Origin of the sequence: Salmonella sp. GDC200615, from assembly GCF_050574145.1 — a bacterium.
Classification (GTDB): Bacteria; Pseudomonadota; Gammaproteobacteria; order Enterobacterales; family Enterobacteriaceae; genus Salmonella; species Salmonella enterica.
In genome coordinates this window covers 2,781,734-2,795,782 of record NZ_CP192247.1, presented here as the reverse complement: position 1 = coordinate 2,795,782, position 14,049 = coordinate 2,781,734, and the positions used below count along the sequence as shown (strand labels likewise).

Below are 14,049 nucleotides of genomic sequence, written 5' to 3'. Positions count from 1 at the left end.
CTCCGCCATTATAACTACATCCACTAGCTCATTAAATGATAGTCGCAAAATCACTCATTACTTTCATTTTTTATTTGCGTCTTTTTATACTCGTCATATATTATGATGGTATCATCATAGACCGTTAGTCTTGCTGAATAATCTTTATTATTCTTGTATTTGTTTTTCATCGAGAGTAATTTATTTTCAATGTTTGAGCAGTCTCTTTTAATCGAATCCTCTACAAACTGATAAGTCAATTTTTCTTGACGAACATCAAAATCCCTTATCCATCCTTCACAGGAATCAGCGGTTTCAAAAAAATCCCGTAAGTCTTGCGGCATATCATAAATAACGATATGGTTAACATTTTCTGCAAATAAATAGTTACAGTAAAAAAATGCCATAATGAAATTAATTATAATAAGGAACTTCTTGCGCATAATAACCTCTATATATAATCGTTAAGCCATTTTATTTGTGAAATATTCATCTCGGTTTTACAATATAATGAAGATATTGGAACCCTATAACCGGAAAGCGATCCAATACTAAGTGATGCATAGCCGCATTGTTTTTCCCTGTAAATGATAAAATAACGATGAAGTTCGGGGAAGGTTATTCTTGCAAGGTGAATGTTAGAATCGTATGCAAGAGTCCCATCTTCATTAAGGCCTCTTTCCTTTCCTTCATTTTTATCGAATCTTTCCAGCCTTTTTTGTGCATTAATTTCTTCTTTTTTTAAAGCGATAACACTTTGTTGGTATTTATCCATAAGGCACCAATAGACGTCATCCTGTTGTATCTCATTATTGCATTTCGCAGGATCGATGTTATGCGCATTGGCTGCACCACATATAAGAAAAAGACATAGAATTTTTTTATGTTCATTGATTATTCCTTGTAAACGTTATTTACTCTCATCTGCGACAATGAGAGCGTATGTGAATCTGATTTTATCCGCATAGGTGTGATCCCCTCTATGACCAGGTTGTGCTTTTGTTGGGTCTATATTATATTGTTTTTGAATGTTTTCAGGTGTAAATAAAAGCCATCCTGGTATATACTGTTCCAGATGCGCTTTCTTATACTTAAGTTTATCTCCGGGGTGAATGACTTTAACGCCATTCAGTTTAGTAAGAACACTCTGTGTTGTACCTATTTTCTTGGCTATGGAGCTATAACCACGATCACCCTCAACAACTTCATAGGTATCTTCATTTTCATTGTCATAAACAATTTTATCTTTTTCTGTTTCTGACATTTTTATCATTAAAAGAGCAATGCCCGCCCGGATGTTATATTCTGGATTGCTCCTTATAAGATCTGTCTTATTGATTAAATATGTGTTCCATGTTTTCGGAATTATGATGTTGTACTTTCTAGGGCGAGCAGGAATAACCACTTCTTTGATCCCCTCATCTCCTGTGTTTCCTATCTGTATTGGTCTCGTTTTCCACTCCGCTACCGCCGCACCTGTTTCAGTCCATATCATTGCCTTAATCAATTTCCAGTCCAGCGGCTTATATTTTTCGATGTTTTTAGATGTTGATAAATGCCGATTAATCTCAGATACAAGTTTCCTGATTGTATTATCATAAATATACCAGTCAGGATTGCCAATCGCTTTTTCCCGGCCAGCCTTCCACTCATCAAGAGGACTGAGTTTTTTGGGAGGGTGTCCAGACCCTTTCCCTGTTGTCCGGGTATTTACCTGGGGTCTTTCCCTCGGATTTTCTGTTGTTGGGATGCCTTTGTGTGCCGATGCTGTGCGATTTACCATGTGCAACCCTCCATTCATTTGTAAAATTTTTACTAAAACACCCTCTCATCCCATAAACTGAATGCACTGGTCCCGGCAATACAGTGTTCCCAGTTTATGGATTCATATATAAAAGAAATACTTTCCTGAGGTTGTGCTTCACTGTCAATGACTACATGCGCAATCGAGAAATTAATATCACTAATTCGGGCGTTTTTTAATTCCAGTTTGTAATATTTTTCATTAATACCAAATCGATTTGTTCGATAAAAATCAAAAGTGCAGGTCAATATTTCATTATCGTTAATTGCTTTTCCCAGTAAAGGAGATGATTTATCGACAGGTTTTTTTATCGTAACTGAATGATGATTGACATTTTGATCCCGACTTAACCCATGTGTCAGTTCATATACCATAATATGATCAAGGTGCAGTAACTGTGCTTTATTACCGATAGAGTCAAGGGAACAACAACCTGCTGAAATCAATCCTTGCTTTTCACCGTTCAGTGTTAAATAAATTAAATTGGCCATGTTAATCTCCTTGATTTAACTATTATTTTCGGGGGGGGGGGGGGCTTTAGTTGCCGTTTCCGGCACTACATTGTTTTTCAGCAACAGCCAGCGGCTTAACACCCCATCCAGCCGTTCATTAATTTGTTTTTCCAGCACCTCCGCATTCCGTCCCTGAGCGCGGGCATCTTGGTACTGCGTCAGCAGGGACTCCAGCGGCGTTTCCTGGTTCAGCAGGCGTTCCGCCTGCCAGGTCACCGTTTTAATATAGGAGAGGGTAAAGCCCTGCTTCTCCGTTTCCCGCTGCATCATCAGGTCAGCAAAGTCACGCAGATTCTGGCGCGCCTGCTGCCAGCCGCGCATTTGTGGGCTGCTTTGCGCGCGGGTTTTCAGGATTTCATTCCACTGCGCTGTTGCCTGCTGCTGTTGCAGACTCTCCGGCCAGCGGCTGTCTGCGGTATGCATCATCTGCATCCCCGCCTCCAGCAGTTGCAGCGGCGAGGCGTCGGGAAGCTGTTGTAACCGCTGCCCGTAGCTGTCCAGTTCAGGCGAGGCCAGCCAGAGCATTGCCGCGCCCTGCGCCGTGTCCCTTACCTGCGCCAGTTGCTGTTGCATCGGGTACACCTGCCACCACCAGAGTGCGGCTGCGACAGCCGCAGCGCAGACGACACCGGCCATAAAGCCTTTTATAGTCCGGCCTGACGTGGCCCTGGCGACAGGCTCTGGATCCTCCACCGCGCCGTGGTGGACTTCCACCTTCATTTCCGGCAACTCAGGCAGGGGCGGAAGGTTTTCCGCCGTGAGGGGCTGCGTGCTCTCCGGGGCGTAGATCAACGTTCTGACGGTGGTCTGCGGCGGAATGTCCACGCTGCTTTTCGGCGGCGGCTCAAGCCGCTTACGTGTGTTCTGCACAAAATAAAGCAGGTTCTCCACATGCGGCTGGCGTTTCAGTTCCACCTGCTGGAGTTTGTCGCAAATCAACTGTAACGCCCGTTCGGTGCGGTACAGCAACGGCAGGTCCGCGCCGGAGAAGGACAGCTGCTGGCGCAGAATATTGCCGGTGCGCGAATTAAGCCAGTCAAGCATCCCGGTGCGGGCTGACTCATCCTGCGGCCAGAATTTGTCCCAGTCGTGGCTTATCATGGCCGCCAGTAGCTCCACCCCTTCGCAAAATCCGGCCAGGCCGTGCGTGCGGGTGCGCGCCAGGGTGTAATAAGTGGCCGTGTGCAGATCCACGCCATGGGCTTTAAAAATGGCCAGCGCCAGCGATTCCACCAGTTTCCAGTTCAGCTCCGGCTGCGACGGGTGAGACGATTTGTTGATCTCTTCCCGCAGGGCGCTGAACTCCGGCAGGCCGCGCGGATCCTGGCCGGTAACAATAATGTGCGTGAGTGCGTCCTGACTCATTTCAGCTTCCTCAGTACAGGGTATCCGGCAGCCGGAACTGACTGAACAGCCCGCCGGTGAAGGGGTTATCTTCCGTATCGGTATGTACCCGGTACACCATCGCTCCGCCGTCCACGTTAAAGCGCACGCTGAATGTCCCCTCCTGAACGCCGGTAAGTTGCCCGGCGCCGAACAGCCTGAACTGCGCCCACGGCCCGCTGAAACTGATGCTGCGCGGCGCGCCGCCACTGACGCCTATCAGCGTCAGCTTACTTTCATTGCCTTCACGCATGTTGTTCGGCCAGACCAGATGGGCGGTGTAATTGCGGCCCTGGCTGTAGTCCACTAACTGCCCGTCCAGATTCAGCACGCTGCGCCGTTTGTTGCCGGAAAGCGACACAGTTTCCACGGCAAACTGCGCGCCCAGGCCGTTCTGTCTGCTGAAAAACGCCTCGCGGATTTCCTGTGCGGTATCCAGTTGCTCCCGGACATCCTCACGAATAATCACGTTGTTATCCCCGTCCTCCAGACTCAGATCGTTTTCCATAAACAGACGCAGGTTCTGCTGATAAAAGGTATCCAGTACGCCATTCGGTTTAAAGAAGCGTTCAAACGCATCCAGCGACGCATCTGACTGTGAGCGTGGGTTAAACGGATAATTGTCGGCAAGTTGTTCATTAAAGGGTTTGACCACGTTGTCGCGCCAGTCCACTTCCATATAGTGAACTGCCTCCACCATCACCACATGCCAGGCCTGATCCGCCAGCTTGCCCACCCAGCGGTTGAGCGGGGCAGGCAGGGTTTTCGCCATCTGGCGGGTGGCGAAAATAGGATCGCTGCTGTTCTGATCCAGCCGTAGCTGCACCGCTTTCAGCGCTGATTTTCCCGGCACCGGCGCGTTCTGAATAGCCAGCAGGTAACGGTGCAGCTCCGTCAGTTGCTGATAGACCGCCTGGAGAGTGTTTTCTTTGTCTTTCTGTACCGCCAGCGTGCTGTTTTCCGGGGCAAATTCATGCCCCAGGCGGGTCAGCAACTGGTAATCCGGCTCCGCCATCGCCTCCTGAAGCGCCTTGTCATCCAGTTTTTCAGAGAGAACGGCAGGCTGCGTGTTGTCGCGCAGTGCCGTCAGCGCCCGCTGGAGCGGCTGATCGCCGCTGATGATCTGCTCCAGCGCCCCGGTCAGTTGCGCAATGGATTCGTAATTGCGCACGTTAAGGTTGTCCATTCCGGCGCTCCAGGTGGCGGTGTAGTCGCTGAGATACTGTTCAGTGAGCTGGCGCTGGATTTCCGCCCGGTCGGCGTCGCTGTATTTCACGCTGCGGGTCAGGTTCAGCACCCAGGAATCCATCGCCGTCAGTTCGATCAGCGCGTCGCGCTGTTTGACAAAATAACTTTGCAGACCGTAACGGGTGAGGAACTGCGGAACAATGAGCTTATTATCATCCCCGGAGGTAAAGACCTGATCAAACGTGGCGCCCACCTGGTCACGCAGGTTCAGATCAGCGGGCAGCACGCCCATCGCCCGCGTTTTCAGACTCTGGTAAACGCGCTGGTAGACGGGCAGTTTGCTGAGCTCTTTCTGCGCCGCCACGACCGGATTGTCATACGGCGTCCAGCGGCTGATGGCGTCGCCGTCGCCTGCCTGACGCTCCGCGTGCCAGTCGGTGTGTTTCAGCGCGTAGTCCAGATGAGACATTAGCTGTGCCTGAATATCGCGCTGGCCGTGAAATTTATCGCTCCAGCGTTTCGCCATATACTGCTTCACCACCTCGTCGCTGCGTCCGCTTTTATCTTCCAGCATTCTGATAACGCGCAATACCGCGAGCTTCTCCTCGCTCTCCGCAGGCGCGGCATTCATCTCTTTGACCAGGCCGTTAAACAGGGCGGGCAGGTAACGCTGCTCCAGCAGTTGCAGGTAGGTCTGCTCCACATATGGGCCGACACGCCTGCCCTGATATAATCCCATATCGGCCAGACGACTGCGATCGCCCCAGTCGCCGTAGGCCAGCGTGGCGTCACGCACCGGGTTAAGTAACGGTAGTTGCAGGTTGCCATAATCGTCCATACCCTGCGGTGGCGGAACCGACATAAAAGCTTTGGCCTGCTCCAGTACGGTGATGCCGGAACGCCAGTTGTTATTGTAATAGTGATGCCAGCCGATAATCAGCAGCAGGGCGGCGATGCCGCCAGTGGCGGAAAACACGGACAACCGGCGGCGGGACTGCATCAGCCAGACGCGGCTTTCACTGGCGAGGTTCGGCTCAGCCAGTAAGGTCTGCGGAAACAGATTACGGGTGAAATACGGTAACGTGTCCACCAGCGGCCAGGCGGTCAGCGGACTGCTGCCCAGCCGGAACTGACGGGCGGCGGACTGCATAAAAATATCGTCTATCTGGCCGCGTTGCAGGGAGGAGGTGAGGTACACGCCGCGCAGCATCACATCCATATTTTCCCCGTCCAGCAGCCCGTTCAGCAGGGCGATCAGCGGCTCGCGGCCCCCCTGGATCTGGCGGACAAAGCTGAACAGGGAACTGCGGGAGCCGGGGGCTAACATCCGCTCCGGCAGGACGTTATTCAACTGTTCGCCCCATGTCTGCCAGAAGGCATTCAGTTCTGTACGCCAGTCGTCATTTTCATGGGCATGACGGGTAAAGGTGACGCCAAGAATGGCGTCGCGATCGTTGCGGTCCAGTGACTGAAACAGGGCGGCGAAACCGTGCAGTAGATCCAGCCGGGTCAGCACCACATAGACGGGGAGCTGGCAGTGAAGATGCTGGCGTATATCCTGCAAACGTCCGCGCAGGATCTGCAACAGGTGCTCACGGCGTGGCTTGTCGGCGGTCAGAAGATCGGGCAGATCCAGCGTCAGTATCAGGCCGTTCAGCGGCTGCCGGGCGCGTTTTTGCGCCAGCCAGTCCAGCATATGGGTCCACAGGCGGCGATGCAGTATATCCGCATCCTGTTGCTCAAAGAGGAGGCCGTCAGCGTCAAAAATCACCGCCTGTTTTCCCACATGCGGGATAACATACCGGCGCTGCTCCACGCCCCGCAGCTCCTCCGGGGCATAAATAATGTCGGACGGATACCCTTCGCGCAGCAGCGTGGTTTTACCGCTTCCCGCCGGGCCAGTGACCATATACCACGGTAGCTGCCACAGATAGCGGCGGCTGTCGAGATGGCGTTGCAGACGCAGTAACCAGTGATCGAGATAGCGTTGCTGGGTGTTCAGTTCCACGCTGAGCGGATCCTGCGCCTCGTCCCGTTGCTGGCGCTGCTGTTTTTCCAGCAGTTGCAGGCGCTTCATGACCCGGACGGTCAGCCACGTCAGCGCAATCAACCCCCAGGCGGCGGTGGCCAGCCAGCGGTTCGCCAGCGGGGCCAGCCAGCGCTGCTCGTAGAGCGTCCATGACGGACCTTTCCACCAGATCCATACCAGCAGCAAAATCCACGCCAGCGCCAGCAGCCAGGCGGCAGAAACCTTAAACCGGGGCATTGCCGGTCTGAGTGCCGATCTCAGTGTGCTGAATAATCGGGGGGTCGGTAATCTGAACACAAAAACTCCTGTTGTCTCTTACTGTTCTGCCGTGAGTTTGTTTTCCAGTTGTTCCAGCAGGGACGGCTCCCATTCAGCCAGCGTCATGCGCAGCCCTGCTTTAAACAACATCCGGTACTGTTGCTGTGCCAGTTGCGCCATCCCGGCTTCTTCTAACAGTTGCGCGCCAAGATACTGCCGGTGGAACCGATCGCGCGGATCGCCTTCCGGCAGGGTTTCCAGGTATCGCAGCGTGGCCTCCAGCCCCTGCTCGCTGAAACACTGGCGGACGGCCTCGGTGTCTTCACTGGTCCGCACCATCGGGGCTGTCTGACTGCCCGGAGACGCCGCCAGCCACTGTTTTGTCTGTTCGCTGATAAACGGTGTGCGGTCATTAAACAGCAGGGTGGCAAGTTGCGGCAGGCGGGCGAGAAAGCGAACCACCTCATCCCGGATGGCTTCTGCCGCGCTGGTGTAGCCCAGGCGTTGTGCGGCCTGCGCTGAAAGGTAATGACCATCGAGCCAGTACGGGGCCAGCAGCAGGCTTTTTTCCACCTGTTGCCAGAGCGCCAGATCGGCGTTGTTCAGCCGCGCCTGGTAATCGGCGGTCATGTCGGCAGGCACCGCCGCCAGCGGTGTGCGCCCGTCGCTTTCGGCCTGGGGGACGGATGTAATGGCCTGCCATAACGCATGGCGGCGCAGGCGGTAGCCCTGCGGTGAATCCGGCTGGCGCTCACAGAGAATGGCGGCCACTTTCAGCAGCGTGTCGCGCCAGGCTTTGTCGTCATGGCTGTCGATATCCACCGGTGGCGCCGTCGTCGCCGCAGGCGCAGACGGGGATACCGGGGCGGACGGCGTGGCCGAAACCGGAGCCGGAGGCGTGGACGGGCCAGCCGCTGGCGGCACCGGGGCGGCCCCGCGAAATGCCCGGCGATACTGCGACGAGAGGTCATCGACGGCCTGTGCCAGCGCCGGGATATTCTGCTCCTGCCAGCGCTGCGCCAGTTTCGCCAGTTCAGCCAGCAGGCTGTCGCGCTGCGCGGTACGGGCTGTCTCTGCGAAACTCTCCACGCCGGTTTCAAAGCGTTTCAGCACCTGGGTGGCGAAACGCTGTTTATGTGCCGCATTTTGTGGTGCCGCCACCGTCCAGTAATGCTCCACGTACAGCGCCAGCAGACGCAGCGCCAGCAGCGGATCGCCGGCATGTTGCAGGGTGCGCAGCAGATGGGCCAGCAGGCGAAAATCCTTGCTTTCCGAGGCCAGAATCACCAGCCCCCGGCGCTGAATTTCCGGGATATCCAGCTGACTGTGCGCCAGCGAGCCGAGTTTAAGCATTTCGCCGTCGATATATTCCCAGTCAGGATCATCGTCTTTCAGCGCGCAGGCCAGTTTGTCATCCGGCAGATTTTCCAGCAGGTGCGAAATCTAGGTATTCGGGTCGCGTAAGTCCATATTATTCTCCCGCCCAGTGACAGGCTTCACGCAGCGGCGCGATGGTTTTTGCCAGTCCATCAATGTTAAACGTCAGTTTTCCGGCTGCGCTGTCGGTGCCGGTATCAATGGTCAGCGTTTTTGCGCCGAAAAGTTGTTTTATTTCGTCGATGCCGGATAAGCCCCGGCTGGACTCCAGCAGGGTGCCGTTTTCGCGGATAAACCAGCGCGACCGAATCTGTCGGGTATCGGCGGTCAGCGTCACGTCGATGCTGTCCGGCGTCATGGCGTGGGTCAGCGCCACCTGCATCCGGGTGATGTTGTCCACGCAGCTGAACATCAGCACCGGGCGCGGCGGTACGTTGCCGATGGCGGGCGTGGTGATAATCACCGTTGGCCGCTCGCCGCCGCTCTGCGTCATTATCAGCGCGGTGGAGTTGTCCGGGCGCTGTTTTTCCTGGGCGAAGGCGCGTTTCCAGGCTTCCCCTTCGTATTTTGCCTTCACCAGCGCGCTGGCAAAACCGGGCTGCTCCGGGGTGAGGATTTTGTCGTAGCAGTCCAGACGCTCCAGCGCCGCAGGCTCCCGGCGACAGGCCGTCATGGCGCTGAGTGTCGCCTGTGCGTCTGTTTCCGGGACGCCCGGCACCACAATTCCCGGCAGCGCGGCAGCCGTCTGTTTGGCCGCGGTTTCCGCCTGTACTGCGCCGGGGAGTAATCCCGGCAGTAGCGCCATGATCAGGAGCGTCTGCATTCTGCTCATAGAACGGCTTCGTCCTCTGCTTCCGCTACGGGCTGAGTATCCTCATCCGGCACATCCTCCACATCCGCGGTAAACGCGCCGTTTGCCACGCCCAGCGTGATACGGGCAATGGCGATATTCGCCGCCATTTTCTGCAACAGCAGCAGGGAGAGCGGCGGCAGCATCTCGCCGTCGATGACCGACTCCAGCATCCGCGCGCCGTTTTCGGCGCGGGTGACGCGCTGCATGATTTCGTCGGTCACCTCCGGCTCAATCACCACCTCCGCGCCGAAGCGGGCGCGCAGTACGTTGTCCAGCCGCGCCAGCAGCGCCGGTTTAAAGAAGTCCGCCAGTACCGGGTACAGCGCTTCCTGCATGGCTTCCGGGTTGTCGGCATGTTCGACAATCACCTGATAGCCGAGGTTGGAGGTGAGGAAGAACACCACATTTTTACAGTCGATAAGACGCCCTTCGCCATCGGCCATCTCGCCCTTGTCGAACGCCTGGTAGAACAGGTTGAGCACGTCCGGGTGGGCTTTCTCCACCTCGTCGAGCAGCACCACGGAGTACGGTTTCTGACGAATCGCTTCGGTCAGCACGCCGCCCTCGCCGTAGCCGACATAGCCCGGCGGCGAACCAATCAGGCGTGAAACGGTGTGTTTCTCCTGAAACTCCGACATATTGATGGTGGTCAGGTACTGGCGACCGCCGTAGAGCAGTTCGGCCAGTTGCAGCACGGTTTCGGTTTTGCCGACACCGCTGGGACCGGCCAGCAGGAACGCGCCGAGCGGGCGTCCCGGACGGCGCAGATCGGCGCGGGCGGTCAGCAGGTGTTTGTGCAGGTGCTTAATCGCCAGCGCCTGGCCTTTAATGGTGTCGCCCAGCCACTGCGGCAGGTCGGTGATGACCGACATTTCGTTTTGTGACAGGCGGTTAAGCGGCACGCCGGTCCATTCGGCAATCACGCTGGCTATCTGTTTTTTATCGACGTGTGGGGAGACCAGCAGCTGCGTGTGGTGCAGGGCGTCCAGTTCGGCGGTGAGCTGCGCGAGGCGGGCGGCTGGCGAAATTTCCGGTTCCGCTTCCGGCGGCGCTGTGACGGATTCATCGTCACTGCCCACCGCCTCTGTTTCAGGCGTTGCGGTTTCGTCGTTGCCGGTAGCGTCCGTTTCGTCCAGCAGCCCCTTACGCAGCGCGATAATCTCCTGCACCAGCGTCTGCTGCTGGCGCCACGCGGCCTCCAGCGCATCCAGTTCGCTCAGCGTTTCGTCATACTGCGCCAGAACCTCGTTTAGCCGTGAGGTGTCCGACCGCAGGCCAATACGGATCTCACGCTCAAGCTGGCGGATTTCCGCTTCACACTGCTGGCGCAGGGTGGTCAGCGCCGAGATTTGTCTCGGCGGCGAGGAGAGGTTAATCGCCACGCGGGCGCAGGCGGTATCCAGCACATCAATGGCCTTATCCGGCAACTGGCGGCCTGACAGGTAGCGCTCGCTCAACGTCGCAGCGGCCTGTAAGGCTTCATCGTCAATCAGCACGCCGTGGGACTGCTCATACACCGCCGACAGGCCGGAGTCTTTCTCGAAGTATTTTTTGTATTCGCTCCAGGTGGTGGCGGCGATGGTTTTCAGCTCGCCGCGCGCCAGTGCCGGTTTGAGCAGGTTGGAGATATCCAGCCCGCCCTGCTGGTTGCCCGCGCCAATCAGCGTGTGGGCTTCGTCGATAAACAGGATGACGGGTTTCGGCGACTGAATGACTTCCGCCATCAGCCCCTTAAAGCGCTTCTCAAATTCACCTTTCACCGACGCGCCCGCCTGTAATGCGCCGAGATCCAGCGTCATAATATCGGTATCGCGCAGTTTGTCCGGCACCTGACCGGCAATAATGCGCAGCGCCAGCCCTTCAATCAGCGCGCTTTTGCCCACGCCCGCTTCGCCCACCACCACCGGATTATTTTTACGGCGGCGGCAGAGGATATCGATCATCAGGTCAATTTCGTTATCGCGGCACAGCACCGGATCAAGCCGCCCCTGCCGGGCATCGTCGGTCATGTTTTTGGCATAGCGGGCCAGCAGGGTGTCGCCGGTATCGGCTATGGCGCTGGCGGTCTGTCCGTCCGCATTCAGGATCACCGATTCGGCGGACTCCTTCGTCCACCCGGCAAAATCCTGCCGGAGCAGGTCGCGGTTGATGGCGGTCAGCAACCGGGCGGCGGCGGGCGGCAGGTAGCGCAACGGCGAATGCAGCAGGGCGAGCAGCAGCACGCCGCCGCGCAGTTCGGTCTGCTGCATTTCCGCGGAGGCCAGCAGCCAGGCCTCTTTCAGCCATTCAACCAGCATCGGGGAAAACGACGGGTAGCTGTCGGATGAACGGGCGGTGGCGTAATTTTCCACCGTCAGCGCCTGGCGTAAATCATCGGCGCCGATCTCCGCACGTTCGGCAATCACCCGAAAGTCGCTGCGCGGGGTCGCCAGCATCTGTAGCAGCACATGCGCGACGGTAATTTCTGCCGCCTGCTGGCTCATACACTCCGACGCCGCCGCTTCCAGCGCCTGTTTCGCGAAGGGAGCAAGCCGTTTTACCAGGGTGGCTAAGTCAATCTGGATCATGGGATGAAATCCTTACCTGGCAAGCAGCCGGTTTAACTGATGAAGAATGTCCTGCGTCTGACTGTCCAGACGCAGCAGATAAAACAGATAAAACAGCGCCAGTACGACGATGCCGCCGCACAGAACATGCCGGATGGTCAGCCGTTTAATCAGCTGATAGCGCCCGCCCTGGGTTTTTTTATCCTGGTGCAGCAGCGGAAAGGGCGCATCGCCGCGCAGCTTATGCAGGACGTGATACAGGCGGCGGTATATCTGCTCAAACTCCCCCTGGTCCTGGACGGCGCGCCCGCGAAAGCCCAGCGAAAAGCAGATGTACAAAAATTCCAGCAGATCCTGGTAGCGTTTGGGTTCGCTCATCAGGCGCTCCAGCAGGATAAAAACCTTTTCACCGCCCCAGGCTTCGTTATGGAAATGCACCAGCAGCGACTGCTTGATCCACTCGTTTTTGTTCGACCAGCCATTCCCCAGCGCCGCCTCGTCAATAAAGGTACACAGGATGTAACGAAACGAGATAATCACCCCAGGCTCATAGCCCTGCTCCTGGAGTAACTGCTCCACCGCCTGCACATCCGTCACCACCTGGGTGAACAGGTGTTCAGGCATGGCATGGCTGTTCATGCCCGAAACGCGCATCACCATCCCCAGCAGCGGGGTGGCGGCATCGATCATCGGGTTCAGGCTGTTGCCGCGCAGCGCCAGCTGATACTGGCGCTGGCCTTCTCTCTCGTATCCGGGTAAAGGGGGCAGTGACAGCTCATCCATCGCCTTATCCTCTTATGGCCCACAGTTGCATGTTCAGATCCGGGAACGTACCGGAAACATGCAGGGCGACAGCGCCGGTGGCCGCCACATCCGCCCAGGCGGCCCCGCTCTTGTCCAGTTCGAAATAGCTGAAACCGGCATGGTACGGAAGCTGGCGGGGCGCCACCATCAGCGTATGCAGCGGGATGCCGGGGATTTGCACGCTGACCATATTGCGGATTTTTTCCGGCGAGGAAATTTTTGACTGCTGGATAAACTGGCGCTGGAGTTGCAGCGTCTCCATTTTCGCCGCCACCGCCAGCACGAAGGTGGCCGACTGCAACAGCCTGGAGTCATGTACGTCAGCCTGCCAGATGCCATCGCGCAGATGCAGCGGCAGGTTAACCGCCCTGGGCGACAGGACGGTATGTAATGCCCGTTTCACTTCCGGCAACAGCGTTTTGAAGGTGTCCGTCAGGTTACGGTGATCGTAGACATCCAGCGGACAGGGCAGGCGGGATGGCTCGGTAAATGTCATCAGCTCGCCCAGCAGTCCGGCCAGATCGAGATAAAAATCTTCCGGATGGAGGTGCGGCCTGCGGGCGCGGTGGGTGAACCGCGTCTGGTTACGGTTGAGCAGTTGCAGCATCATAAATTCCGCAACGTCGGCAATACCGCTTTGCGCCGGAGAGCCAATGCGGTTAGCCAGGTCATTGGCCCGGCCGCCAACCGCTTCCTGGACTTCCCGGAGAAATTCACGCAGCCGTGCGCTGACATAAACGTTCTGGCAGGTAGGGATAAAGTTTTCATCCAGCATCAGGGAGCCGTCCGCACGCCTGTCTTTGATACGGCACAGCGGCAACGTGACATACGCGCTCATATCGTCCGCTCCGCTCATAATGCGGGGGGTCAACTGGCCCAGCGTCAGCGTCCGGGCATCGCCATTCTCGGAGTGCAGATCCCGGACACTGGCATCGCTCAGCCGGTAACGCCCAACCTGCTGCCCGTAACTGACTTCGCCTCTCACATCGCTGGCAACGGGTAAAGCCAGATAGACATTGCGGCTTTCTTCATCAGGAAAACTGTCCGGATGCAGCGGATCGGGGAGCGCATCCTGGTCCGGAAGGGAAAACACGGTGCCGTCCGGCAGGGTGCCCGACGCGCTGTCGATCATAATTTTGCCCTGTCCCAGCAGCTCATCATTGAGGGAAAGCTCGGTAAATCCCCAGGACAAATCATGAATGGCCCGGAAACGCAGATTATTCACATAATCGTTATAACGTTGTTGCTGCTGGAGATGGTGCGGACGCATCAGCGTTCCTTCCCGCCACATCACCTTGTTTCGCGTGGTTGCCATC

Annotated in this window: 11 protein-coding genes; all 11 read right to left on the bottom strand. The window is 56.4% G+C overall.

Annotated elements, in window-relative coordinates; genetic code table 11:
- Nucleotides 1–50: 50 nt before the first annotated feature.
- On the bottom strand, nucleotides 51–422 hold the full coding sequence (locus ACQ29O_RS13585) for a hypothetical protein (RefSeq protein ID WP_001227393.1): 372 nt from the start codon (nucleotides 420–422) through the stop codon (nucleotides 51–53).
- Nucleotides 423–430: 8 nt separating this feature from the next.
- Nucleotides 431–754, bottom strand: a complete 324-nt coding sequence (locus ACQ29O_RS13580; RefSeq protein WP_001698942.1) for a DUF1311 domain-containing protein — start codon at nucleotides 752–754, stop codon at nucleotides 431–433.
- Nucleotides 755–889: 135 nt separating this feature from the next.
- On the bottom strand, nucleotides 890–1,762 hold the full coding sequence (locus tag ACQ29O_RS13575) for a LysM peptidoglycan-binding domain-containing protein (protein ID WP_000248211.1): 873 nt from the start codon (nucleotides 1,760–1,762) through the stop codon (nucleotides 890–892).
- A gap of 32 nt (nucleotides 1,763–1,794) precedes the next feature.
- A complete protein-coding gene (locus ACQ29O_RS13570; RefSeq protein WP_001284963.1) occupies nucleotides 1,795–2,274 on the bottom strand; it encodes an Hcp family type VI secretion system effector in 480 nt (159 codons plus the stop codon).
- A gap of 15 nt (nucleotides 2,275–2,289) precedes the next feature.
- A complete protein-coding gene (gene impA / locus ACQ29O_RS13565; protein WP_061710372.1) occupies nucleotides 2,290–3,660 on the bottom strand; it encodes a type VI secretion system protein impA in 1,371 nt (456 codons plus the stop codon).
- Nucleotides 3,661–3,670: 10 nt separating this feature from the next.
- On the bottom strand, nucleotides 3,671–7,132 hold the full coding sequence (gene tssM, locus ACQ29O_RS13560) for a type VI secretion system membrane subunit TssM (protein WP_201720992.1): 3,462 nt from the start codon (nucleotides 7,130–7,132) through the stop codon (nucleotides 3,671–3,673).
- A 78-nt stretch (nucleotides 7,133–7,210) separates the two neighbouring features.
- Nucleotides 7,211–8,596: a type VI secretion system protein TssA gene (gene tssA, locus ACQ29O_RS13555; protein WP_223557407.1), complete on the bottom strand. Its 1,386-nt coding sequence runs from the start codon at nucleotides 8,594–8,596 to the stop codon at nucleotides 7,211–7,213.
- 28 nt (nucleotides 8,597–8,624) lie between these two features.
- On the bottom strand, nucleotides 8,625–9,362 hold the full coding sequence (gene vasI, locus ACQ29O_RS13550) for a type VI secretion system-associated protein VasI (RefSeq protein WP_000089149.1): 738 nt from the start codon (nucleotides 9,360–9,362) through the stop codon (nucleotides 8,625–8,627).
- The gene (locus ACQ29O_RS13545) at nucleotides 9,359–11,950 is read right to left on the bottom strand and encodes an AAA family ATPase (protein ID WP_020976744.1); all 2,592 of its coding nucleotides are present in this window, start codon (nucleotides 11,948–11,950) and stop codon (nucleotides 9,359–9,361) included. The genes vasI and ACQ29O_RS13545 overlap by 4 nt, the downstream gene beginning before the upstream one ends.
- A gap of 12 nt (nucleotides 11,951–11,962) precedes the next feature.
- A complete protein-coding gene (gene icmH / locus ACQ29O_RS13540) occupies nucleotides 11,963–12,712 on the bottom strand; it encodes a type IVB secretion system protein IcmH/DotU (RefSeq protein ID WP_000343979.1) in 750 nt (249 codons plus the stop codon).
- A gap of 4 nt (nucleotides 12,713–12,716) precedes the next feature.
- A complete protein-coding gene (gene tssK, locus ACQ29O_RS13535) occupies nucleotides 12,717–14,048 on the bottom strand; it encodes a type VI secretion system baseplate subunit TssK (protein WP_000246456.1) in 1,332 nt (443 codons plus the stop codon).
- Between the last annotated feature and the right edge of the window lies 1 nt (nucleotide 14,049).